We start from the raw sequence: 25,122 nt of genomic DNA, 5'->3' as shown, positions 1-25,122 counted from the left end.
TGGGCATTCGAGAACGGCACGCCATGAGCGAAGATGAAAAACTGGTAGACCTGAGCGTCGAACGCGCCAAGCGTGTTCACGATCTCAACGACAAGCGGCTCAACGAGGTGCGTCAGGCTTTCGAGCAGGCGATGCCGTTGGGTAAGGGCAAGAAAAAGCCTAAGAACAAACCAAAAAAGCGCTAGACCTCCCTTCTTGTTCCGATCCGGTCGATGAGTTGCCGCCAAGCGCGGTGACGTTGACCTGGATCAATACTCCTCACTTTGCCTCTGATTACTCTGCACCCATCGAACAGGGTCTCAGCAGGAGGGGCGTTCATGTTTCTCGACCATGCGGTGGTAGGCGGTGTGATCACGGTCATGCTGATGCTGAGTTTTTTCTCAGGCCTGGCCTTATACATCTGGAGGGACTCGCACAAGCGCGGCAAGGATTGAGTCTTCTAAAAAGAGCACGCAAGGCATTTTGGGCGACTTCGGTTGCCCATTTTTTTGGATTTTTTTTGGATTTTTTTTGGATTTTTTTGGTTTTTTGGGTTTTTTCGGTGGCGCTGGAATGGTGGGTAATATCCGTCATTTGTGCGGCGCTGATTTTTGGTTCTGGCTAACGCCAGACCTGTTTCGCCTTCGGCGAGTTACTTGAAAAGACACCAAGTAACCAAGTGTCCCTGCTCCTGGCTTGGCCCTCGTTCCTCGGGTTCCCTCACTTCGGCGACGCTCCGTGGGCCCGCCGCCATCCGCCATCCATGGCGGGGGGCGGCTCTCGCGGCATCCATGCCGCTCGGCCCACTCCACGCCACCGCCATCCGCCATCCATGGCGGGGGGCGGCTCTCGCGGCATCCATGCCGCTCGGCCCACTCCACGCCACCTGCGTTCAGCCTGCACCCAAGTCGCGATTTGTGTCGCCTAGACTGACGCGCGCTTAGAAGCAAAATCAGAAGCGAACGCAGCCTTCGATTTTTACGCAATTCCTGTGGGAGACGCCGGAGGTCACGACGGCAGCGATTGCGGTGCGTCATTTAGCAGATGAGCCATCTGACCCACCGCTTCGCGGCTGTCGCACAGCTCCAGCAGCTCCCACACGCTTTCGTGTGCAGCTGGAAATCTGGATNGCGGTGCGTCATTTAGCAGATGAGCCATCTGACCCACCGCTTCGCGGCTGTCGCACAGCTCCAGCAGCTCCCACACGCTTTCGTGTGCAGCTGGAAATCTGGATAGGTCACGTAATCGCGGCGCGGGTGATAGGGTTCTGGCTAACGCCAGATCTGTTTCGCCTTCGGCGAGGTACTTGATAGGACCCCAAGTAACCAAGGGTCCTGGCTCCTGGTTGGGTTCCTCCTTCGTCGGAATACCCTCACTCCGGCGACGCTCCGTGGGCCCGCGCCGAACGGACATCCATGTCCTTGCGGCGCTCTCGCGGCATCCATGCCGCTCGGCCCCCTCCACGCCACCTGCGTTCAGCCTGCACCCAAGTCACGATTTGTGTCGTCTGGACTGACGCGCGCTTAGAAGCAAAATCAGAAGCGAACGCAGCCTTCGATTTTTACGCAATTCCTGTGGGAGACGCCGGAGGTCACGACGGCAGCGAGGCGGTGCGTCATTTAGCAGATGAGCCATCTGACCCACCGCTTCGCGGCTGTCGCACAGCTCCAGCAGCTCCCACACGCTTTCGTGTGCAGCTGGAAATCTGGATNGCGGTGCGTCATTTAGCAGATGAGCCATCTGACCCACCGCTTCGCGGCTGTCGCACAGCTCCAGCAGCTCCCACACGCTTTCGTGTGCAGCTGGAAATCTGGATACGCCACGTAATCGCGGCGCGGCTGATAGGGATCTGGCTAACGCCAGATCTGTTTCGCCTTCGGCGAGTTACTTGAAAGGACACCAAGTAACCAAGTGTCCTGGCTCCTGGTTGGATTCCTCCTTCGTCGGAATAGTTACTTGAAAGGACACCAAGTAACCAAGTGTCCTGGCTCCTGGTTGGATTCCTCCTTCGTCGGAATACCCTCACTCCGGCGACGCTCCGTGGGCCCGCGTCGAACGGACATCCATGTCCTTGCGGCGCTCTCGCGGCATCCACGCCGCTCGGCCCCCTCCACGTCACCTGCGTTCAGCCTGCACCCAAGTCGCGATTGGTGTCGTCTGAACTGACGCGCGCTTAGAAGCAAGATCAAGATCAACAGCGAACACAGCTCTGGGGTTTCACGCGAACCCTGTGGGAGACGCCGGAGGTCACGACGGTACGGGCCGCGATTCGGACGATGGCGATGGGTCAGTTGCAGATGAGCCATCTGACCCACCGCTTCGCTGCTGTCGCACAGCTCCAGCNCCTGTGGGAGACGCCGGAGGTCACGACGGTACGGGCCGCGATTCGGACGATGGCGATGGGTCAGTTGCAGATGAGCCATCTGACCCACCGCTTCGCTGCTGTCGCACAGCTCCAGCKTCTCCCACAGGGTCAAATGTTCAGTTCAAAATCCGTATTCGTCGCGAATCCGTAGCAGTCCGGCTTGCYGGCGGTGATGCCTTCAAGATCGCCACCGCCGGCRAGCCGGACTGCTACASGTTTGATGTAGACCGTTGCCGTTGCCGTTGCCGTTGCCGTTGCCGTTGCTGTTGCTGTTGATCTTGATCTTGATCTTGATCTTCTTACGCAACAGCCCAGACACCACAAATCGCGACTTGGGTGCAGGCYGAACGCAGGCGGCGCTGCGTGGGCYGAGCGGCATGGATGCCGCGAGAGCCGCCCCCCGCCATGGATGGCGGATGGCGGCGGGCCCACGGAGCGTCGCCGGAGTGAGGGAATTCCGACGAAGGAGGAANCGAGAGCCGCCCCCCGCCATGGATGGCGGATGGCGGCGGGCCCACGGAGCGTCGCCGGAGTGAGGGAATTCCGACGAAGGAGGAACCCAACCAGGAGCCAGGACACTTGGTTACTTGGTGTCTTTTCAAGTAACTCGCCGAAGGCGAAACAGGTTGGCCGTTAGGCCAAACCAACAAGCGCCACCACACATAACGGCTATGCACCCGACCTCAACGCCAACGCCAACGGCATAGCCAAAAACACCTCACCCCACATCAACCTCAACCACATCCCCCACCAACCGCACCGGCCAGGTCCGCAACCTCAACGCCGGATCTTCCAGGCAAGTCCCATCCTCCAGCCGGTAATGCTGCTTATACAGCGGCGAAGCAATCACCAGATCCCCCGCCAGACTCCCGATCAAACCTCGCCCGATCACGTTGACCCCTGAGACCGGATCGCGATTGTCCACCGCGAACAACTGCGGCGTGCCACTGATTGAAGCCACGTAAAACAACGCCACTTGCGCCGTGCCCACCAGCGCCACGACGCCAGAGTTGAGCACCAGATCCTGACGGGCGCACACCGCGCGCCAGGCCTGAGTTTGCGACGGGTCCATCATCAACGCATTGGACTGGCTCATCGTGCGATCTCCGCAACAGGAATAAGGTTGAGTTCACCGGCGCGTGCCGGGCGACGCTGGCTGCGTTCGTTGACGAAATGAATGTCCGGGTCCGCGCTTTTGTCGTTGACGAAGGTGCGGAAGCGCTTAAGTTTTTCCGGGCTCTTCAGCGCGTTGGCCCATTCGCATTCATAGCGATCCACCACCAGTTGCATTTGCTGTTCCAACTCGGCAGCCAGCCCCAGGCTGTCGTCGATCACAACAGCCTTGAGGTAATCCAGCCCGCCCTCCAGCGACTCGCGCCAGACCGACGTGCGCTGCAATTTGTCAGCGGTGCGGATGTAGAACATCAGCACGCGGTCGATGTAGCGGATCAGCGTTTCGTCATCCAGATCGGTGGCGAATAGTTCGGCATGGCGCGGGCGCATGCCGCCGTTGCCGCAGACGTACAGGTTCCAGCCGTTCTCGGTGGCGATCACGCCGATGTCCTTGCTCTGGGCTTCGGCGCATTCGCGGGTGCAGCCGGAGACCGCGAATTTGAGCTTGTGCGGCGAGCGAAGGCCCTTGTAGCGATCCTCGATGCTCAGCGCCATTTGCACGCTGTCTTGCACGCCGTAACGACACCAGGTGCTGCCGACGCAGGACTTCACCGTGCGTGTCGATTTACCGTACGCATGCCCGGTTTCGAAACCGGCGGCGATCAGCTCGGCCCAGATGTCCGGCAGCTCATGAAGTTGCGCGCCGAACAGGTCGATACGCTGGCCGCCAGTGATCTTGGTGTACAGGTCGTATTTCTTCGCCACGGCGCCGATGGCGATCAGGCCGTCGGGGGTGATTTCGCCAGCCGGAATGCGCGGCACCACCGAGTAGGTGCCGTTCTTCTGCATGTTGGCCATGAAGGTGTCGTTGGTGTCCTGCAATGGCACCAGCGACGGGTCCATGATCGGCTTGTTCCAGCATGACGCGAGAATGGAACCGACCGCTGGTTTGCAGATGTCGCAACCGACGTGGCCCTTGCCGTGGCGGGCCAGCATCTCTTCGAAACTCTCGATGCTTTCCACGCGGGCGAGGGCGTACAGCTCCTGACGCGTGAAAGCGAAGTGCTCGCACAGGCTCTTGTCGACAGCCACGCCACGGGCGGTGAGTTCGTGTTCGAACACGCTCTTGAGCAGTGCAGAACAACCGCCGCAACCGGTTGCCGCCTTGGTGCACGTTGTAATGCCGGCGAGGTCGGTGCAGCCGCCGTCGATCGCGGAGCAGATCGCGCCTTTGCTGACGTTGTGGCACGAGCAGATGGTCGCCGTCGCAGGCAGTGCATCGGCGCCGAGGGTCGGAGCGCCTTCGCTGTGGGGCAGGATCAGGCTCGATGGATCGGCGGGTAGCTTGATACCGTTCTGCGCGTACTGCAGCAGGGTGTCGTAGTAACTGTTGTCGCCGACCAGCACCGCGCCGAGCACCTGGGTGCCGTCAGCGGAAACCACCAGGCGCCGATAGCTTCCGGTGGCTTCATCGATAAAGCGATAGCTGCGCGCACCAGTCAGTGCTCCATGAGCATCGCCGATGGAGCCGACATCGACGCCGAGCAGTTTCAGTTTGGTCGACATGTCGGCGCCGAAGAACGGCTCGTTGTCCAGATCGCACAGCTGGGCCGCGACGTTGCGCGCCATCTGATAACCCGGCGCGACCAGGCCGAAGACGCTGCCGTTCCAGGCGGCGCATTCACCGATGGCGAAGATGTCGGCGTCGCTGGTGCGGCAATGTTCGTCAATCGCGATACCGCCCCGTGGGCCCAGTTCCAGCTCGCATTGGCGGGCGAGGGCGTCTTGTGGACGAATGCCCGCGGAGAAGACGATCAGGTCGGTTTCAAGGAATTCGTCCCCTGCGAAGTTCATGCGGTAGCGGTATTGCTCGCCTGCGCTGATCGACTGAGTGGCGCGAGACAGATGCACGCCAACCCCCAGCGCTTCGATCCGGGCCTTCAGCGCCGCGCCGCCATGATCGTCCAGCTGCACCGGCATCAGACGTGGCGCGAACTCAACCACGTGGGCTTCCAGGCCGAGGGATTTCAAGGCATTCGCTGCTTCCAGACCGAGCAGCCCGCCGCCCACCACGACACCACGTTTAGCTTTTTCGGCAGCGGCGCGAATGGTGTCCAGATCGTCCAGCGTGCGATAGACCAGCCGTGAATGGCCTTCAGCGCCTTCAATCGGAGGCACGAAGGGATAGGAACCGGTCGCCAGCACCAGCTTGTCGTAGGCGAAACAGCCTTTGGACGTGATGACTTCGCGGCGGGTTCGGTCGATCTCCAGTACCGGCACACCCAGATGCAGGCTCAGCCCCGGTTGCTCATATAAGGAGGCATCGCTCAGGGCCAGCGACTCGGCATCACGCCCGCCGAAGTATTCGGACAGGTGCACGCGGTCGTAGGCACGCTGGCCTTCTTCACCGAAGACATGAATGCGGTAGCGCTCAAGGGCACCGGCGGCGATGAGTTGCTCGACGCAGTGGTGACCGACCATCCCGTTACCAACGACGATCAGTGTCTGCACATCGTTCAGAGGGGCGACTGTGGTGTTCATATCGAGTCCCGGCCAAGGCCAATCAGGTTTTTTGAAAGCAAAAAAAAGGCGCCCGGAACCTTTCGGTTCCAGGCGCCTTTGCCTGTTCTTTTATGGGTTGTCGCTCGACCACAGTGTCGGCACAACCTGCTGAGCCCATTGCCTTGAGGGGCGGACGATCATCGTTGACCGACCAGGGCTGCCAACCACGCATTCAGGCTGGACTTGAAAGTGATAAAGCAATGGGTGTGCCAGCGCGGTCGTTGAGCACCGATCAACCCGGTAGCCGTCCGGCTTGCTGGCGGTGGCGTTCTTGTAATTGCCTGCGCCGGCAAGCCGGAGGGCTACAAAAACCAGCGTTAGCCATTGCTATTCGGCACAAAAACTGTGCGGTTTTGCGTTGCCCGCCCCAACCTGTAGCAATCCGGCTTACCAGCGCCAACGATTTTCGGTGCGTCATCTCCGACATCCCGTGCGGCCACAGGCAGATGCAGAAGACTGGCCTGTCCTTTGCAACTACCCGGCTATAGGCAGTCAACGCCGATTGCCCTCTCCACGACAAAGGCGCCGTGTGCTCTCCGTTTTCAACGGGGGAGAACAGGGCGTCTTTTTTTGGTTTCGGGAAATAGGCTATGGCGAGCAACAGCGTGCGAAGTGTGTGTCCTTATTGTGGTGTCGGCTGCGGCATCGTCATGCAGGTCGAAAACAATCGTGTGATCAAGGTCAGCGGTGACAAGACTCACCCCACCAACTTCGGCCGCCTGTGTACTAAAGGCACGACCTGTGGGCAGGCCATCGCCGAGTCGGGACGGATGGACGCGGCCTGGCTGCGTCATCGGCGCAATCAGGACCCCGTGCGCACCGACATGGAGTCAGCCATTGGCGAAACCGCACAGCGCCTGCGTGCAATCCTCGACCGTGACGGCCCGGACGTACTGGCTTTTTATGTGTCGGGGCAGATGTCTCTGGAAGCTCAGTATCTGGCCAACAAACTGGCCAAGGGCTTTGTGCGCACCAACAACATAGAGTCCAATTCGCGGCTGTGCATGGCCAGCGCGGGGAGCGGTTACAAGCTGTCGCTGGGTTCGGACGGCCCACCGGGTTCCTATGACGATTTCGACAAGGCCGATCTGTTCTTCGTGATCGGCGCCAACATGGCGGACTGTCACCCAATCCTGTTCCTGCGCATGATGGATCGGGTCAAGGCTGGCGCGAAGCTGATCGTGGTCGATCCCCGGCGCAGCGCCACAGCGGACAAAGCCAGCCTGTTTCTGCAGATCAAACCCGGTACCGATCTGGCGTTGCTCAACGGCCTGCTGCATCTACTGCTGGAAAGCGGCGACATCGATACAGACTTCATCACCTCGTTCACTGAAGGCTGGGAGACCATGCCGGGCTTTCTCGCCGATTACACCCCTCAGAAGGTCGCGCAGATCACGGGGCTGGCCGAAGCCGATATTCGTCAGGCCGCGCAGATGATCGGCCAGGCGCCGGAGTGGATGAGCTGCTGGACCATGGGTTTGAACCAGAGCACCCACGGCACCTGGAACACCAATGCGCTGTGCAACCTGCACCTGGCGACCGGGGCGATTTGCCGTCCGGGCAGCGGGCCGTTCTCGCTCACCGGCCAGCCCAATGCCATGGGCGGTCGGGAGATGGGCTACATGGGGCCTGGCCTTCCGGGGCAACGCTCGGTTCTGGTCGAATCGGATCGCAGCTTTATCGAAGACCTGTGGGCGATTCCCCGTGGCAGCCTCGGCCAGCAGCTCGGCGGCGGCACTATCGACATGTTCGAACAGATGCGCGACGGGGCAATCAGAGCCTGCTGGATCATCTGCACCAACCCGGTGGCGAGCGTGGCCAACCGCGCCACGGTGATTGAAGCGCTGCAGACCGCCGAGTTGGTCATTACTCAGGACGCGTTCCTGGACACCGAAACCAATCGCTACGCCGACATCCTCCTGCCCGGCGCGCTGTGGGCAGAAGCCGAAGGGGTGATGATCAATTCCGAGCGCAACCTGAACCTCACGCAGAAAGCCGTCGATGCGCCGGGGCAGGCGTTGCCGGACTGGCAGATCATCGCCCGGGTCGCCTGTGCCATGGGTTTTGCCGAAGGCTTCAGCTATGCCTCGGCGGAGGAAGTCTTCGAGGAAATCAAACAGGCCTGGAACCCGAAAACCGGCTACGACATTCGAGGCGCAAGCTACGCCAGGCTGCGCGATCAGTCGCTGCAATGGCCGTGCGCCCCAGACGACATCGGCACGCGCAACCCGATCCGCTACCTCAATGACGGTGTCAGTCAGGCCACTCGGCTGGATGAACAGGGTGAGCGCCCGGCGATTGTTTTCGCCACGGCAAACGGCAGGGCGATGTTCCTGCCGCGCCCGCACATGCCCCCCGCCGAAATGCCCAATGATGCCTTCCCGATGGTGCTCAACACTGGGCGCTTGCAACATCAGTGGCACACCCTGACCAAGACCGGGAAAGTGGCGGCGCTGAACAAGCTCAATCCCGGGCCATTCGTGGAAATCCATCCCGACGATGCTGCTGTGTTGGGCATTCGCGACAAGGACGCTGTGGAAGTGCGCTCGGTCCGGGGACAGGCCGTGTTGCCTGCGGTTATCACCGACCGGGTGCGCCCCGGCAACTGCTTCGCGCCCTTTCACTGGAACGATGTCTACGGGGAACACCTGGCGATCAACGCCGTGACCAGCGATGCCGTCGACCCGATTTCCCGGCAGCCTGAATTCAAATTCTGCGCCGTGGCGTTGCGCAAGGTCGAGCTGATCGCCCACCGTTTTCTCGACCTGCCGCAGGCAGAAGCCGAAGTACAGGAAGCTCCGCCGGGCGAGCCGGTATTGACCCTGCTCTGGGCCTCACAAACCGGCAACGCCGAAACCCTGGCCAAGCGCTTCGGCACTCATCTGCGCACCGCGGGTATCGTCGTGCAGGTGGCTGCGATGGACAGTTTCCCGGTGGCGCGACTGAGTGAAGTGAGCAACGTCGCGCTGATCAGCAGCACGTTTGGCGACGGTGATTCGCCCGACAATGGTCAAGGCTTCTGGCAGTCACTGACGGCTCAACAAGAACGTCTGGAGTCGCTGCGCTATGCCGTGTTGGCGCTGGGTGATCCGAGCTACGAGAGCTTCTGCCAGCACGGCAGGAATCTGGATCAGCGTTTGCTGACGTTGGGGGCATCACCGTTGATTCCACGAGTCGATTGCGACGGTGATTTTCACGACAACGCTGATGGCTGGTTCAAGGCGCTGCAACAGGCGCTGGCGCTGGACATACCCGATATCGAAGTCGCTGACACTGTGCCAGGCGACCAGCCAACCCGTGGGCGTCCGCATCAGGCCAGGCTTTCGGTCAACCGCCGGTTGAACGGGGAGGGCGCCAGCAAGGACACTCGCCAATTCGCGTTGACGCTCGGCGACTCCGGTCTGAAATACAACTCTGGGGATGCGCTGGGCGTTTGGCCGCGCAACTGCCCTGCGCTGGTCGACGAGGTGTTGGAACTCACCGCCTTGAATGGCGAGCAATCGGTCCTCCTCGACAAATTCGGGGATGTGCCATTGCGTGTGGCTCTGACAGAGCGAATCGAAATCGCACGACCCAATGCAGAGGCGCTGGCTTTCATCGCCGAGCGCAGCGGCAGCAGCGAGCTGAGAAATCTGCTGACCGAGCCGTTCAGAAGCGAGTTGAAAGACTGGCTCTGGGGCCGGCAACTGGCGGACGTGCTGCGCGAATTCCCCGTGAGGTGTTCGGCCCAGGAACTGCTGACAAATCTCAGACCACTGCAGCCGCGCCTTTACTCAATTGCCTCCAGCGCGATGGCCCATCCGGACGAAGTTCATCTGACCGTTTCTGCCGTGCGCTATGGCAAACGCAAGGGTGTGTCGTCGACGTTTCTTGCCGATCGCGCGGACGACTGCGAAGTGCCGATCTTTGTCCAGCCAACTCAGCATTTCCGCCCACCGGCCGATGGTGACGTACCGATCATCATGATCGGCCCGGGCACCGGTGTGGCGCCGTTTCGGGCCTTTCTGCAAGAGCGGCGCATGCGCGGTGATCGCGGGCGCAACTGGCTGTTCTTCGGCGAGCAGCATGCGGCCACCGATTTTTACTATCGCGATGAGTTACAGGGCATGCATAAGGATGGCTTGCTGACCCACTTGAGCCTGGCGTTCTCTCGCGATCAGTCGGAGAAAATCTACGTCCAGCACCGCATGCGTCAGCAGGGTGCACAACTGTGGCGCTGGTTACAGGACGGCGCGCAGATCTACATCTGCGGCGATGCCACGCACATGGCTAAAGACGTCGACCAGGCCCTGCGCGAAGTCATCGCCGAGCACGGCGGTTTGAGTCCTGATCGGGCCGCCGAGTATTTGCGCTATCTGGCAGAACAGAAGCGTTATGTGCGCGACGTGTACTGAGCGGCTTCAGTACCCCTGATCACGGGCAATCTCGCCTAGCATGGCCTCGCCGCGCTGATGCCGACGAATATTTGCCAGCAGCACCTCGAAAGCGCTGTCCGGGGAGGTGTTGGCGCCAATGTGGGGTGTCATCCAGATGCCGGGGTGGTGCCAGAACGGATGGTCTTCGGCGGGCGGTTCATCGTTCAATACATCAACGATGGCATGTGCCAACTGGCCGCTCGCCAAGGCGTCCAGAAGGTCGTTTTCCACCAAGTGTCCCCCGCGCCCGAGGTTGATCAGTTGCGCCCCTTCGGGCATCGCCGCGAAGGTTCTGGCATTGAGGATTCCGCGGGTGTCATCGGTCAATGGCAACAGGCAGATGAGGATGTCGCACTGATTGAGGAACGGCTGCAGATGGTCGTTTGCGGCGTAACACTCTACGCCGTCAACGTGCTTTTGCGAGCGAGCCCAGCCGTGCAGCTCGAAACCGAACGGACGCAGGCTTTCCAGCACCGAGACGCCCAGATTGCCCAGGCCCATGACCCCGACACGGCGGCGTCTGGCGGGCATCAGTTCATGCTCCTGCCATTGCCGCGCCTGCTGCTGTTGCAGGTACAGCGGGATCTGCCGATGCAGGCTCAATACCGCGAAGCAGGCGTATTCGATCATGCCTTTGGCGATGCCGGGGTCGAGCATGCGGACCACGTTGATGTGTTCAGGTAACTCGCCCAGGTCGAACTGATCGACCCCGGCTGAGGTTGCAAATATCACTTCAAGATGGGGGAAGCGCTCGTGCAGGTTCTTTGGCGGCTGCCAGGCGGCGAAGTAACGCACCTGCGACGGGTCGCCGATGTCGGGCCACAGGCGCACGTCGATGTCTGGCGCGTGGGTTTGGAACAGTGATTTCCAGATGTCGCCGCGGGCGTCATCGACTTTGAACAGCAGGGCCATGGGCGTCTCGCAAGCAGTCGGGCAGATGCCCACACGATGCCAGAGCCCAACGCAACAATCTCCCGAATCCTTCGGCCGGAACGGGAGATTGCGCGTTATTTGTTCGCTCAGACCGCAGCAGCGATGGCCTTGCCCAGCGCTTCGGTGTTGCCTGTGCCACCGATGTCGGCGGTCAGCGGCGCATTCTCCGGGCCCATCGCGAGCACGGTTTCAATTGCTGTCAGCACCGCTGCGCCGGCTTCGGGATGGCCCAGGTGTTCGAGCATCATTGCGCCGCACCAGATCTGGCCGATGGGGTTGGCGATGCCCTTGCCTGCGATGTCGGGCGCCGAACCATGCACCGGCTCGAACAGACTCGGGAAGTTGCGCTCCGGGTTGATGTTGGCCGAAGGCGCGATGCCGATGGTGCCAGTGCAGGCCGGGCCCAGGTCGGAAAGGATATCGCCGAACAAGTTGCTCGCCACCACCACGTCGAACCAGTCCGGGTGCAGGACGAAGTTCGCGGTGAGGATATCGATGTGGTACTTGTCGACATTGACGTCGGGGTACTGCTTGCCCATTTCGGCGACGCGCTCATCCCAGTAGGGCATGGTGATCGCGATGCCGTTGGACTTGGTGGCCGAGGTCAGGTGCTTCTTCGGCCGGCTCTGGGCCAGGTCATAGGCGAATTTCAGGATGCGGTCGACGCCGACGCGGGTCATGACGGTTTCCTGCAGGACGATCTCGCGCTCGGTTCCGGGGAACATCTTGCCGCCGACGCTCGAGTATTCGCCTTCGGTGTTCTCGCGCACCACCCAGAAATCGATGTCGCCGGGCTTGCGGTTTGCCAGTGGGGCCTTCACGCCGGGCATCAGGCGGCAGGGGCGCAGGTTCACGTACTGGTCGAATTCACGACGAAATTGCAATAGCGAATCCCATAAGGAAATATGGTCAGGCACCACGTCCGGCCAGCCCACGGCACCAAAGTAGATCGCGTCATAGTCCTTGAGAGTGTTGAACCAGTCGTCCGGCATCATCTTGCCGTGGGTCAGGTAGTAATCGGCGCTGGCGAAGTCGAACCAGTCCCATTGCAGTTCCAGGTTGAACCGGGCAGCCACGGCGTCGAGCACGCGCACGCCTTCTGGCATCACTTCCTTGCCAATGCCATCGCCGGGGATCACTGCAATTTTGTACTGGGTGCTGCTCATGGATTCGACTCCTGGGTTGATTGGGGCACGGATCTCAGTGTATGCAGTCTCTCTGATTTAATAATTAGTCTTCCGGGAAAGCCATTCTTAGCCTTAAGGAAAGAATCGATGAGCATGATCGATGACCTGAGTTTCTTTCAGCAGGTGGCAACCCGCGGCAGCCTCACGGAAGTGGCGCGGCATCTGGGGCTGTCACTGCCCGCCGTCAGCAAACGCTTGAGCCAGCTGGAGGCCAGGTTGGGCGTGCAGTTGCTGCAGCGCACCACCCGGCGATTGTCGCTGACGCCGGAAGGTACGCTGTATCTGGAGGGCAGCCGCCCGATTCTGCGGCAGCTCGAAGAGCTGGAAAGCGCGCTGAACAGCCGTCAGCCCACGTTGCAGGGGCGCTTGCGAATCAACGGCACGCTGGGTTTCGGACGTCAGCATCTGGCGCCGATCGTGTCGAGCTTCGCGCGTTTGCACCCGGACCTTGAAATTTCGCTGGAGTTGACCAGCCAGCCGCTGAGCCTGCTGGATGATCTATTCGACATCGGGGTGTGCATGGGGGAGCCGCCGGATTCTCGGTTGATCGGCATCCGCCTGCTGGAAAACCCGCGCATTCTCTGTGCGTCGCCAGGATACCTTGAGGCTATGCCTGCGCTGACCCGAGTGGCCGATCTGGCGCAGCACAACTGCATTGTCCTGCGCCAGTTCGGCAACGATTACGCGATCTGGCGGTTCAGCAAGGATGGTCAGGATTACTCGCACAAGGTCAGGGGAACGCTGTCGAGCAACGATGGTGAAGTGGCGCTGAGCCTGGCGCTGGATGGGCACGGGCTGATCCTGCGCTCGCGCTGGAATGTTGAGGGATATCTGGAGAATGGGGGGCTGCAAGCGGTATTGACGGACCACCAGGCACCTCGCGCCGACATCTTCGCCGTGTATCAACACAGGCGCCATATCCCGCAGCGCATTCAGGTGTTTGCCCGTTACCTTGCGCAGGCGCTGGCCGAGCGTTTGCCGTTTGCCGCCATCAAGTGAGTGATGGCGCAGGTCGAGCGACTGGCGGGGGTAAAGGTATTTTTTTGCATAACCTCACGTCATGGGCTATCTGACTAATCGTGCATTGCCCCCGGCCGTCATGCTCTTGTAACGTCCAAGGCTCCCGCTCGGTCGAATAATAAGATCAAACCTGAGCAAGGCACTGCGGTGCAGGGTGTTCAGTCGAGGTTTTAGCACTGCCGAATTAATCTACGTCCAGGATGATTTGCCATGAAAACCTTGTCTGTTACTGCAGCGTTCGGTTCCGTCTTATCCCTGTTGAGCCTGTCGGTGGCGTGTGCGGTGCCCGCATGGGCCGACGAGATCACCTTCGTCTCGCAAGGGGGCGCGTATCAGGAAGCGCAGACCAAAGCCATTCTGGATCCCGCAGCGAAAGCCCTGAACATGACCATCAAGCAGGACAGCGCGCCGGACGCCTGGCCGATGGTCAAGGCGCAGGGCGAGGCGAAGAAACCGGTCTGGGACGTGATCGACACCCCTCCGTCCAACTGCGTGCGCGGCGGCAACGAAGGGCTGATCGAGAAGCTGGACCTGAGCAAGATGCCCAACGTGGAGGGCATGCCGGCTGCCTATCGCACGCCGTACTCGGTGGCCTACGAGTTCTATTCTTCGGTCATCGGCTACAACACGAAAACCCTGAAAAAGATTCCTCAGACCTGGGCCGAGTTCTGGGATTTGAAAAACTTCCCCGGCACCCGTGCGCTGCGCAACGATCCGATGAGTACCCTGGAAGCCGCGCTGCTGTCCGATGGCGTCCCCCGAGACAAACTCTATCCGCTGGATGTCGACCGCGCCTACAAACGCCTGGAGCAGATCAAACCCAACATTGCGGTCTGGTGGACCTCGGGCGGTCAATCGGCACAGTTGCTGGCCGACGGTGAGGTGGACATGTTGATGATCTGGAACGGCCGCGCCAGCGCAGTGCAGAAAAGCAATCCCGATGTCGCGTTCACCTACAACGACGGCCTGCTGCAGAACACCCAGCTGTGCATCCTGAAAAACGCCCCTAACTACGCCGCTGCCGTGAAGTTCGTCAACGAAGCGGTGTCGCCTGAGTTGCAGGCCAACCTGCCGTTGTACATCGACTACGGCCCAGGGAACCCTGCCGCTTTCGCAACCGGCAAGATCACCGATCAACGAGCCAAAGAACTGCCTAGCTCGCCGGACAATGCCGCCCGCCAGGCGATGATGTCCGAAGAGTGGTGGGCGTCGCCTGCGGGGATTGCGGCCAAGGATCGCTGGCTGTCCTTCGTCCAGTAAGGCCGGAGTGCGCACATGATCGATTACCTGATACTCGGCGGCGGCTCGGCAGGTTGTGTGCTGGCTGCGCGGCTTTCGGAAGATCCGGATAAGGAGGTCTGCCTGATCGAGGCGGGTCGAGACATCAGCGCTCGGACCATGCCGGCTGCTATTCGCAGTCGGTATCCGGGGCGCGCCTACCTGGATGTCAGCAACATCTGGCGTCGCCTGACTGCCTTGATGGGCAATCGGGCCAACGCCGAGCGTCGATACGAACAGGCGCGGATTCTGGGCGGCGGTTCGGCGATCAACGCGCTGATGACCAATCGAGGGGCGCCTGCCGATTACGACGAGTGGCAAACGCTCGGTGCGCAAGGCTGGAATTGGGACAACTGCCTGCCGTACTTTCGCAAGCTGGAAAACGACAGTGATTTCAGGGGTCCGCAGCATGCTGCGTTGCATGGCAACAGCGGCCCTCTGCGGATTCGACGCACCTCGCCTGAGCGGCTTTCGCCCTTCGTGCGAGGCGTGATGAACGTGTTGGGCGGGCGCGGCCTTGCGCACAAACCCGATCAGAATGGCCCGTGGGAGGAGGGCGTCTTCGTCGGCGCCATTGGCGTCAGCGAACAGGGTGAACGGATTCCAACCTCGGTGTGTTACCTGACCGACGAAGTGCGTCGTCGCAGCAATCTGACCATCAAGACACACTGCCTGGTAGACCGCGTACTGATCAAATCCGGGCGCGCAGTGGGGGCCAGAATCATTGGCCAGGACGGCGCAGTCGAATCGCTGATGGCCAGAGAAGTCATCGTTTGCGCCGGCGCGATTCACAGTCCGGCCATTCTGTTGCGCAGCGGCATTGGTCCGGTCGATGACCTGATTTCACTGGGCATCAGTTTGGTCAGTGATCGGCCGGGTGTGGGGGCGAATCTGATGGAGCATCCATCGATTGCGGTCTCTGCGTTGCTCACTCGCGAGGGACGTACGGCGTTTCCCGACGAGCATCACGAGCAGGCCATCGTGCGGGTTTCGTCGGGGCTCCAAGGCACGGTTCCCTGTGACATGCACGGGGCAATCCTGTCTCGCTCCGGTTGGCATTCCATCGGATATCGTCTGGGCACAATATTTTTCTGGGTCAATAAATCCTATTCCCGGGGGCGTCTGCGCCTGGCGTCCAGCGATCCGAACGACGAGCCGGTCGTGCGCTTCGACATGTTGTCCGATCCTCGTGATCTGGAGCGTTTGAAACAGGCGCTGCGGTTGGGCGCCGAGACCCTGTCGGCGGATGCGCTGGCTGGAGCGCGCAGCGTGGTGTTCCCTTCCAGCTATTCGCCTCGGGTGGCGAAAGTCGCGATGCCGGGGGGGTTCAATGCCTTGCAGCGAGGCGTGTTGAGTCTGTTGCTGGACGTCGCAGGCCCTTTGCGTCAATGGCTGGTGCATGGCTTGGTGACTCAGGGTGTTACCTTGAAAAAGCTGATGGCCGATGACCGGGCGCTGACCGAATTCGTGCAGCGCAATGTCGGCGGCACCTGGCATCCATCAGGCACATGCCGCATGGGAAGCGCTGATGATCCGATGGCGGTGACGACAGCAGATGGTCGGGTGATCGGCGTCGAGGGGTTACGTGTGTGCGATGCGTCGTTGATGCCGTCGATTCCCTGCGCGAACACCAACGTGCCGACGATCATGATCGCTGAGCGCCTCGCTGACCTTATCAAGGCCCAGGCAACCGTGGCGCAGAGGGATTTCGAGGTCTCCGGCACCTAGCGGATTGGCTCACAAGAAGCTGATCCTCTCGGGCTCAACTTGTCCTGATCGTACCCACGCTCCGCGTGGTAACGCAGCAGCCGACTCTCTGCGTCGCGGTGGACGCAGAGCCTCCGGCAGGGCACGCCAACGCTGGAGCGTGGGAACGATCAAAGAGCCTGATCTGGTCGTCTGATTGTTCCCACTCCCTCGGCTCTCACAGACAACCGAGTCGGCCGACCCTCACGCGCCCCATCCCACAATGCCCTTGGTTTCCAGAAATGCTTCCAGGCCGAACTCGGCATATTCGCGCCCGTTGCCCGATTGCTTGTAACCGCCGAATGGCGCGCTGGCGTCCCAGTTCGGGTAGTTTATGTAGACGCTGCCTGCGCGCATCTGCAACGCCACCTTTCGAGCGCGTTCCACATCGGGCGATTGCACGTAAGCGGCCAGACCAAACACGCTGTCGTTGGCCATGCTGACGGCGTCTGCATCCGTCTCATAGGGCTGGATGACCAGCACCGGGCCGAAGATTTCTTCCCTTGAGATCGTCATGTCCTGAGTGACGTTGGCAAAGATCGTCGGCTGGACGTAATAGCCCGTGGGTAGATGAGCCGGTCGGCCCAGGCCACCGCACACCAATTGCGCACCTTCTTCGATGCCAATGCCGATCATCTTTTGAATCGCATCGAATTGCCGTTCGCTGATCACCGGGCCCATGCGGGTAGCTGCATCGTCTGGCGCGCCCAGCGTGTGAGCCCTTGCGGCACGGCGGGCAATTTCAACCGCCTGATCGTGCAGTGCCACGGGAACCAGCATCCGGGTCGGCGCATTGCAGGACTGCCCACTGTTGCCAAAGCAGCTGTCCACACCGGAGGTCACCGCCAATTCAAGGTCAACGTCATCGAGCAAAATGTTCGCGGACTTGCCCCCTAACTCCTGATGCACGCGTTTGACCGTGGGCGCTGCAAGGCGGGCGATTTCCGTGCCGGCGCGGGTCGAGCCGGTGAACGAAACCATGTCCACGTCCCGATGCGCCGCGAGCGCTGCTCCCACGGTCGGGCCGTCACCATTGATCAGGTTGAAAACCCCGGCGGGCACACCGGCTTCATGCATCACCTGGGCGAAGAGCAAGGCGTTGATCGGGGCGATCTCACTGGGTTTGAGCACCATCGTGCAGCCTGCCGCGAGGGCAGGTGCAACTTTGCAGACGATCTGATTGATCGGCCAGTTCCACGGCGTGATCAACGCCACCACACCGACGGGCTCCTGACTGATGAGTGTCGTGCCCCGTTTTTTTTGAAATTCGAACGTGTCCAGTGTAAGCAGCAACTGTTCCAGATGACGCCTGCCAATCCCGGCCTGCCAGTCGTGGGACAGGGCCTTCGGCGCGCCGACCTCTTGCATCACGGCGTCGGCGATTTCGTCATATCGGTTCATGAAGGCGGCAAGTACGCGTTCCAGCAATTGCCTGCGCGATGCCGGTGAGGTCTCGGCGAATGCCGGAAAGGCACGACGCGCAGCGTGCACTGCAGCGTCCACGTCATCCAGATTGCCCATGGCGATTTCGCCGAACGCTTGTTCTGTCGCCGGGTTGATCACGGCCATGCGGTCTGTGCCGCACGGTTCTACCCAGCGGCCGTCGATATAAAACTTCAGGGCGTTTTCCATACGGGAAGAGGTCTCGTTCGAATGATAGAGAGGTACAGCAGGAGGAGGCTGATCGACGGCTGGAACGTTGCATGCAGTCGCTCGCAAGAATAGGCGCGCTTTTTTGCAGCAGACAATTTACTAATAGTTGTGAGAGGCATAATCTCAGGTCATGTCAAATCTCCGTCGAAAACTCCCCAGCTCCAGTTCGCTGTTCGTCTTCGAAGCCGCCGCCCGCTGTGGCAGCTTCACCCGGGCGGCGGATGAACTGTGCGTCAGTCAGCCGGCCGTCAGCCGCATGTTGTCACGCCTCGAAGAGCATCTCGGCGTGCAGCTTTTCGAGCGTGTTCGAGGCGGTGCCCGGCTGACCGAAAGCGGCAGCATTCTGTTTCGCCGGGTGCAGGAAGGCTTCAGTACCATCGAGTCGGCCATCAGCGAAATCGAAGCCCGCGCAACCGGTATCGAGACCGTCACGCTGTCGGTCTCCACGGCTTTCACCACCCACTGGTTGATGCCGCGCATGAGCCGCTTCAATCAGCGCTTTCCCACGGTCGACATGCGTTACCAACTGATGTCCGGAAGAATCGGCGGTCCTTTGGTGGACGTCGATCTGGGCATGCGCTATCTCGATGAAGGAAGCCTGAAAGCCACGGAAAAATTGGTCATTCCAGAAATCACCTTGCCGGTCTGTAACCCTCAGTATCTGGCTGATGTGGTGCAGGGAAGGAGCCGAAAACAGGTGCCGACACTGATCAGCATGGACCATCAGGATCGTGCCTGGGCAGCGCCTTTCGGGACGCCGGGGCGTGCTGACAACACGCTGGTGTTTTCCGATTATGCGGTCGTGGTGCAGGCGGCCTTGCTTGGCCAGGGCATCGCGCTGGGTTGGCTCAACGTGGTGTCCAATTCACTGTGCAAGGGCGAACTGGTGCCGGCGGCAGAGACATTTCGGGTCAATTCGCGACGCTGTTGTCTGGTGGTGCCGGGCAACCGCCCGGTGCGCCCGATCGTGGAAAATGTGCGCGACTGGATCATCGAGGAAATGCGCGCGGACATGCTGGAAATCGATGCGCTTTACCCTCATCTGGGGCTGGCGGCAACCCTCGAATCGAGCCTTTGAGCACAGCTGCGGTACGTCGAGTAGAAAAACAGTAGGTTATGCCTTAAGGGCAGGGCAAAACAGAATATTGCGCGAGAGGGCGGGCAGATAATGGGACCGTCCAGTCAGTTTCATCCTCACGACTTTTCTTGCGGAGCGCCCTATGTCTTTCAAGCAGTTCAAAGCCCTGACGTTCGACGTCGTCGGTACCCTGATCGATTTCGAAGCCGGCATCCTCGCCCATGTGCGCGAAGTGGCGGGCGAAGCGGGCAAAGCCTGCAGCGATGACGACATCCTCAAGGCCTACCGTGAAGCCCGTGCCTCTACCGATTCGGGCTGGTGGCCGGACGATCTGGAGCGCTGCTACCACGTCATCGCCTCCAAGCTGGGTCTGCCGGACAACGATGACTACGCCAAAGGCCTGGCTCAGTCAGTGAAGAACTTCCCGGCATTCCCGGATTCGGTCGAAGCGCTCAAGCGTCTGCGCAAGCACTTCAAACTGGTGGCGACCACCAACTCGCAGATCTGGGCCCTGAATCACATGGCCGAGACCCTGGACCAGCCATTCGATGTTCGCGTCACTGTCGATGACGTACGGTTCGAAAAACCCGATCCTCAGTTCTTCGCTTACACCCGCGGCGTGCTGGCAACCCAAGGCATTCTGTTCGAAAACATCCTGCACGTTGCCCAGAGCCAGTACCACGACATTGGCGTCGCCATGCGTCTGGGCTACCAGACTTGCTGGATCGAACGTCGTTTCGCCCAGAAAGGCACCGGAGGCACGCTGGAATCCGAGCGCACCGAACCGCACTACCACTTCACCTCGCTGGCGCAACTGGCTGACGCGGTAGAAAAAGAACTGGGTTGAATCCTTTCGACGCTCTGACCTGAACAGGCAAGACGTGTTGCTGGCAAAACCTCTGTAGCAGCGCGGCTTGCCGGCGGTTGAAATGGATCAGTTGATGAATGCATTGCAGACACACCGCAACCGCTGGCAAGCCGTGCTGCTACAGAGCATTGCGTGCCATTCGGTTCAGGCGAGCGTCAGTCCCTATTTATCCGAGATGCTGGCATGACTGTTCAGAGCTTATGGGCGGCCACCGCCCAACCTGCACCTGCGCTGCAATCCCTTGAAGGCGAGCGGCAGTGCGACGTGGTGATCATCGGCGCGGGTTATACCGGCCTCTCGGCAGCTCGTCACATCGCTGAAAGTGGGCGCGAGCCCCTGATCGTCGAGGCCAACACCCTGGCCTGGGGCGCCAGCGGGCGTAATGGCGGCGTGGTGTCACCCAAGTTTCGCGTGGGCTTTTCGACACTGATGTCGCGGTTCGGCCGTGACACCGCCTTGCAGATGTACCGCACCGGTTATGCCGCCGTGGACAGCCTGGTGGAGACGGTCGAAACCCTTGGCCTCGCTGGCGCCAACCTGCACATGGGCGGGCACATCGCCGCGGCGCACAACGTTCATGCATTGGGCGGTCTTGAGTCCACCGCGAACTGGATCAAACGCGAAACCGGGGGCACATCGTCGGTGATGATCTCGGCGGATCAGGTGCGGGAAATGACCGGCGCCACGATCTTCTCCGGGGGCTTGCTGACCCCCAAGGCAGGCGGTATCCATCCTCTGAATTACGCTCGCGGCATGGCTCAGCACCTCGTCGATCGCGGCGTAAAACTGTTCATCAACAGCCCCGCCGAACAGGTCCGTCGTGAGGGTGATCGCGTCATCGTGCAGACGCCGCAGGGACGAGTCAGTGCCCGGCAGGTGATCTACGCCACCAACGGTTATTCGGATCAGACCCGCGTCACCGACACCTTGCATCGTCGGCTGATTCCGTTCCGCAGCGCGATCATTGCCACCGACCCGCTGCCACCGCACATTCTCGCTACCCTCATGCCCGGTGGGCAGGTCTGTGGCGACACCAAGCGCATGCTGCGCTGGTTCCGGGTCATAGGTGATCGCCTGATTTTCGGCGGGCGAGGGGCATTCGGCAAAGACGACTCGCAGAGTGCGTTCGATGATCTGCAACGCAGTATGGGCGTTGTTTTTCCGGTGCTTCGCGATCAGAAAATTGCCTATCGCTGGTCAGGTCTGGTGGCGATGACCCTCGATTATCTGCCCCATGCCGGACAACTGGACGAGCGCAGCTTCTACGCCATTGGCTACAACGGCGGCGGGGTTGCGATGTCGACCTGGATGGGTAGACAGCTGGCGGCGATGACGGCCGGCGAGAAGGTCGAACTCGGCTTGCTGGCGGGCGACAACTTCAACCCTATTCCCTTGCATGCCTTCCGCGCACCGGGCGTGCGCCTGGCCGCGGGCTGGCAGCAGTTCCTTGATGTCATCGGCCGATGAGCGAGCGTTAAAACATGCCACCGATCCTGCTTTACTCCACTCCTCACACCGACCGGCAGTTACCCTGCGCAGCCTTTGCCCTGCAAGGCGATCCGCTGGCCGCCGGGCGTGTGATCAACTTCCACGATCCGCTGCAAGGGTATGCGACCGGCAGCAGTGTCAGCGTCGGCGCGAATCTGTTGATCGAGGATTTTCCCTGGGTCGAACTGGGCATCGTCGAAGCGGGCGAACTGCGTTTGCAGGGCGACGGATTCGATCTGCAACTCAGTGCCGGTGACTGCTTCGTGGTACCTCGTGGCGTTCGTGTTCGCTGGCATCACCGTGGGCAACTGCGCCGCTTGTTCGTGGCGTTTCCGGGTCTGGAAGCCTGCACCGACATGCCGAAATTGCCCATCCGGATCGACTTGTCCCAATCGCTATCGCCGGCCAGTCCACCGCCCGCGAATGTGCTGCTGACCAGCACCCCGAACGCCTGGAGCGAAACCCTGTTCAGCGCCGCTAACCTGCGCATCGGCCTGTGGCAATGCGAGGCCTATGCGCGCAAACAGGTGGAGCCCAGTTACAGCGAGCTGATGTTCATTCTCCAAGGTTCAGTGACCCTCACCGCAGAGAAGGGTGACAGTCATCATGTACGGGCAGGTGAAACAGTGATGGTGCCCCGGGGCGCGACCAACGCCTGGCGCAGCGAAGAGACGGTACGCAAGGTGTTCTGCATTTTGTCGTAGTTTTCAACGCACGTGAAAAAAGGGCCTTTCAGCCCTTTTTTTTGCGAAGACTCAAACCGCTCTGACCAGGCTGCGCAACGGCACGGTGCTCTTGACCACCGGCGACTTGATCACGATGTAGCTGAAGTATTTTTCGATGCCGATGTTCTTGTCCAGGATCGATTCCATCAGTTCCTGATAATGCTGGATGCTGCTGCACAGGAAGCGCACCAGATAGTCATAACCCCCGCTGATCAAGTGGCACTCCAGTACTTCGTCGATGTTGCGAATACTCGATTCGAACTTCACGAAGTCGGCACGCTTGTGGTCCGACAGGGTCATTTCGGTAAACACGGTCACCGAATTGGCGAACTTGGCGAGATTGACGTGGGCTTCGTAACCGCTGATATAACCGGCTGCTTCCAGGCGTTTGACCCGCTGCAGGCAAGGGCTGGGCGACAGGCCCACGGCTTCGGCGAGGCTGACGTTGGTCATGCGCCCGTCTTTCTGCAATTGGACCAGAATGTTGATGTCGATACGATCGAGCTTGGTTGCAGCGTCCATGGATCAGTCCTCGCAATGTCGAATCTGGGCCGTCGGTCTCAGGCGTGCAATGCCTTTTGGTGGGCATGTGCGAGGTCGGCGAGGCTGGCGTATTCGCAGCGCTTGCCGTCCATTGCCTGAGGCGAATGGTTCCACGGCTGGTTATGGCCGCGGCGCAGGGTGCACACCGGAAAGTCCACCCGTTCGATCCACGGGTCGTCGCTTTCGGTACTGCGCACCGGTAACAGTTCTGAACGCTCCAGCCCCAGACGCTGCAGCTCGGTCTCGAGACTGCTGTGCCAATCGTCGCTGCCGGGTTCGATGATCGCATCGAATTCGACCGGCAGGCGGCGAGCCAGAGCAAGCACATCGACGCCTTGGGGTGGGGCGATCAGTATCAAACGGTAGAACTTGCTCAGGTACTGAAGGGCACCTGGAGCATCTTCGAAAATCGGCCATTGGGACGAAGAGCTACTGAACGCCACACTTTCATCCCAGCCCGGAATGATTTGCAATTGTTGCGCCACACGCTGGTAAAGCTGGCCGTGAAAAGCCGTCGCGCTGACCTGTGTTGCCGTGCTGGCAAGCGCCTGCGCCACCTGTCGATAAGTGCTGAGCAACTGAGCGTCGCTGGTATTGGATTCACTCTGCACTGCCAGCGGTCGCAGCCCTTCGAGAATGCCCCGTTCGCGGTCAACCAGGGTGCCGAACGACAAGCCCAAAGCCTTGTACTGGGTGACTTTCATGATTGGCTCCTGGATAGCACGTTCCGATTCCATGATGGTTAAGCTCACGACCCGGCACTGCGCTGGCAGGCCGGGTCGAGTGACACGTTGAACAGTCGCTCAACAGGCGACGGACAGCGCCTTGTCGAGCATCTGCAAGGCCTCGGCCACCTGCGCCGGTGTTGTAACCAGCGGGGCGAGGAAGCGCACCACGTTGCGATGCACGCCGCACTTGATCACCAGCAATCCAGCATTGCGCGCTTCGTCGATGACTTTCTGCGCCAGTACCGCATCCGGGCTTTGCGCTGCGTCGTCGGCCACCATCTCGATGGCTTGCATGAACCCCAAACCGCGCACGTCGCCGATGCGCGGGTAGCGTTGCTGAAGTTCCAGCAAACCTTCGTTGAGCTGCGCTGCCAGTGTCTCGCCTTGCGTCAGCAGATCCTGCTCCTCGAAAAGATCGAGTACCGCCAGCGCCGCAGCACAAGCCACTGCGTTACCGCCATAGGTGCCACCCAGGCCGCCCGGCGTAGGCGCATCCATGATCTCGGCGCGCCCGACGACGCCGGAAAGCGGCATGCCGCCGGCCAGACTTTTGGCGACCGTGACGAGGTCCGGCTGGATGTCGGCGTGCTGGAAACCGAACATGGTGCCTGTACGCCCGAAACCTGCCTGGATTTCATCGAGAATCAACACGATGCCGTGCTGCGTACAACGCGCGCGCAGGGCTTGGAGGAATTCTTTCGGTGCTGCGAGGAAACCGCCGTCGCCCTGGACCGGCTCGATGATGATGGCGGCGACACGATCAGGCGCGACGTCGGTGGCGAACAGTTCGTCCAGCTCGGCCAGCGCGTCGTCACTACTGATGCCGCGATAGGCGTTGGGGTAGGTCGCGTGGTAGATCTCCGCCGGGAACGGCCCGAAATTCTGCTTGTAGGGCTGGCTCATGCCGGTGAGGGTGACCCCCAGCAGAGTGCGACCATGGAAGCCGCCACGGAAGGAAATCACCGCAGTGCGGTTGGTGTAACCCCGGGCGATCTTGACCGCATTTTCTACCGCTTCGGCGCCGGAGGTGAACAACACACTTTTGTAATGCGCTTCACCGCCGATCATCTTGTTCAGCCGCGCCGCCACTTCGATGTAGTTTTCGTACGCCACTACCTGGAAGCTGGCATGAGAGATCTCGCCGACCTGGCGACGCACCGCCTCGACCACTTTGGGGTGGTTGTGGCCGACGTTGAGCACGCCGATGCCGCCGACGAAATCCAGGTAGCGCTTGCCATCCACATCCCACAGTTCAGCACCTTGAGCACGCGCTGCCACGACAGGGTGCGCGGTCGCGATACCGCGAGGCACGTGTTGTTCGCGCAGGGCCAGCAGGCGCTGGTTTTCAGTCAATGCAGAATTCATCTCGATCTCCGTAAACGCCGAGGGTGGCGGGTGATGTGATCAGGATAAGGACTGGCCGGAATCACAAGCGCTGAAC

At 60.8% G+C, this 25,122-nt stretch carries 18 protein-coding genes; 10 read left to right on the top strand and 8 right to left on the bottom strand.

Features of this window, described 5'->3' with window-relative positions:
• Positions 1–23 precede the first annotated feature (23 nt).
• Both BWR59_RS32465 and ccoM read left to right on the top strand, forming a co-directional pair.
• The gene (locus BWR59_RS32465) at positions 24–185 is read left to right on the top strand and encodes a hypothetical protein (protein WP_168184518.1); all 162 of its coding nucleotides are present in this window, start codon (positions 24–26) and stop codon (positions 183–185) included.
• 132 nt (positions 186–317) lie between these two features.
• Complete coding sequence (gene ccoM / locus BWR59_RS33150; RefSeq protein WP_343286996.1) at positions 318–434, top strand: cytochrome c oxidase subunit CcoM; 117 nt, start codon at positions 318–320, stop codon at positions 432–434.
• A 2,628-nt stretch (positions 435–3,062) separates the two neighbouring features.
• Here the strand turns inward: ccoM and nirD are convergent.
• Both nirD and nirB read right to left on the bottom strand, forming a co-directional pair.
• Entirely contained in the window at positions 3,063–3,440 is a 378-nt protein-coding gene (nirD, locus tag BWR59_RS22050; RefSeq protein WP_081567747.1) for a nitrite reductase small subunit NirD, read from the bottom strand.
• Complete coding sequence (nirB, locus tag BWR59_RS22045) at positions 3,437–5,998, bottom strand: nitrite reductase large subunit NirB (protein ID WP_081567746.1); 2,562 nt, start codon at positions 5,996–5,998, stop codon at positions 3,437–3,439. The genes nirD and nirB overlap by 4 nt, the downstream gene beginning before the upstream one ends.
• Positions 5,999–6,609: 611 nt before the next feature.
• Between nirB and BWR59_RS22040 the strand changes: the two genes are divergently transcribed.
• Positions 6,610–10,413, top strand: coding sequence for a bifunctional nitrate reductase/sulfite reductase flavoprotein subunit alpha (locus BWR59_RS22040; protein WP_081567745.1), 3,804 nt, complete (start codon positions 6,610–6,612; stop codon positions 10,411–10,413).
• A gap of 6 nt (positions 10,414–10,419) precedes the next feature.
• Here the strand turns inward: BWR59_RS22040 and BWR59_RS22035 are convergent, their stop codons facing one another.
• Together BWR59_RS22035 and BWR59_RS22030 are read right to left on the bottom strand one after the other, a co-directional pair.
• Entirely contained in the window at positions 10,420–11,346 is a 927-nt protein-coding gene (locus BWR59_RS22035; protein WP_081567744.1) for a glyoxylate/hydroxypyruvate reductase A, read from the bottom strand.
• Positions 11,347–11,453: 107 nt separating this feature from the next.
• The gene (locus BWR59_RS22030; RefSeq protein WP_081567743.1) at positions 11,454–12,533 is read right to left on the bottom strand and encodes a tartrate dehydrogenase; all 1,080 of its coding nucleotides are present in this window, start codon (positions 12,531–12,533) and stop codon (positions 11,454–11,456) included.
• A gap of 108 nt (positions 12,534–12,641) precedes the next feature.
• Here BWR59_RS22030 and BWR59_RS22025 point away from each other — a divergent pair, with 108 nt between their 5' ends.
• The 3 genes from BWR59_RS22025 (at position 12,642) to BWR59_RS22015 (ending at position 16,580) form a co-directional block, all read left to right on the top strand.
• Positions 12,642–13,553, top strand: a complete 912-nt coding sequence (locus tag BWR59_RS22025) for a LysR family transcriptional regulator (protein WP_081567742.1) — start codon at positions 12,642–12,644, stop codon at positions 13,551–13,553.
• Between the two features lie 231 nt (positions 13,554–13,784).
• Complete coding sequence (locus tag BWR59_RS22020) at positions 13,785–14,834, top strand: ABC transporter substrate-binding protein (protein ID WP_081567741.1); 1,050 nt, start codon at positions 13,785–13,787, stop codon at positions 14,832–14,834.
• A gap of 15 nt (positions 14,835–14,849) precedes the next feature.
• A complete protein-coding gene (locus tag BWR59_RS22015) occupies positions 14,850–16,580 on the top strand; it encodes a GMC family oxidoreductase N-terminal domain-containing protein (RefSeq protein ID WP_081567740.1) in 1,731 nt (576 codons plus the stop codon).
• Positions 16,581–16,802: 222 nt separating this feature from the next.
• On the opposite strand, the gene BWR59_RS22010 is transcribed toward BWR59_RS22015, so the two are convergent.
• Positions 16,803–18,230: an aldehyde dehydrogenase family protein gene (locus BWR59_RS22010; RefSeq protein WP_081567739.1), complete on the bottom strand. Its 1,428-nt coding sequence runs from the start codon at positions 18,228–18,230 to the stop codon at positions 16,803–16,805.
• A gap of 151 nt (positions 18,231–18,381) precedes the next feature.
• On the opposite strand from BWR59_RS22010, the gene BWR59_RS22005 reads away from it, so the two are divergent.
• From BWR59_RS22005 to BWR59_RS21990, 4 genes are all read left to right on the top strand, one after another.
• A complete protein-coding gene (locus BWR59_RS22005; protein ID WP_081567738.1) occupies positions 18,382–19,329 on the top strand; it encodes a LysR family transcriptional regulator in 948 nt (315 codons plus the stop codon).
• Positions 19,330–19,471: 142 nt separating this feature from the next.
• A complete protein-coding gene (locus BWR59_RS22000) occupies positions 19,472–20,176 on the top strand; it encodes an HAD-IA family hydrolase (protein ID WP_081567737.1) in 705 nt (234 codons plus the stop codon).
• Positions 20,177–20,380: 204 nt separating this feature from the next.
• Positions 20,381–21,664, top strand: a complete 1,284-nt coding sequence (locus tag BWR59_RS21995) for an FAD-binding oxidoreductase (protein WP_168184517.1) — start codon at positions 20,381–20,383, stop codon at positions 21,662–21,664.
• A gap of 14 nt (positions 21,665–21,678) precedes the next feature.
• Positions 21,679–22,389, top strand: a complete 711-nt coding sequence (locus BWR59_RS21990; RefSeq protein ID WP_081567736.1) for a cupin domain-containing protein — start codon at positions 21,679–21,681, stop codon at positions 22,387–22,389.
• A 51-nt stretch (positions 22,390–22,440) separates the two neighbouring features.
• Here the strand turns inward: BWR59_RS21990 and BWR59_RS21985 are convergent, their stop codons facing one another.
• The 3 genes from BWR59_RS21985 to gabT form a co-directional block, all read right to left on the bottom strand.
• Positions 22,441–22,932 (bottom strand): winged helix-turn-helix transcriptional regulator, encoded by a 492-nt coding sequence (locus BWR59_RS21985; RefSeq protein ID WP_081567735.1) that lies wholly within the window; start codon positions 22,930–22,932, stop codon positions 22,441–22,443.
• A gap of 38 nt (positions 22,933–22,970) precedes the next feature.
• On the bottom strand, positions 22,971–23,657 hold the full coding sequence (locus BWR59_RS21980) for a haloacid dehalogenase (protein WP_081567734.1): 687 nt from the start codon (positions 23,655–23,657) through the stop codon (positions 22,971–22,973).
• 99 nt (positions 23,658–23,756) lie between these two features.
• Positions 23,757–25,046: a 4-aminobutyrate--2-oxoglutarate transaminase gene (gene gabT, locus BWR59_RS21975; RefSeq protein WP_081567733.1), complete on the bottom strand. Its 1,290-nt coding sequence runs from the start codon at positions 25,044–25,046 to the stop codon at positions 23,757–23,759.
• Between the last annotated feature and the right edge of the window lie 76 nt (positions 25,047–25,122).

It is taken from the genome of Pseudomonas sp. Bc-h (assembly GCF_002080045.1).
Taxonomy (GTDB): Bacteria; Pseudomonadota; Gammaproteobacteria; order Pseudomonadales; family Pseudomonadaceae; genus Aquipseudomonas.
This window is presented reverse-complemented; position numbering and strand designations above follow the sequence as displayed.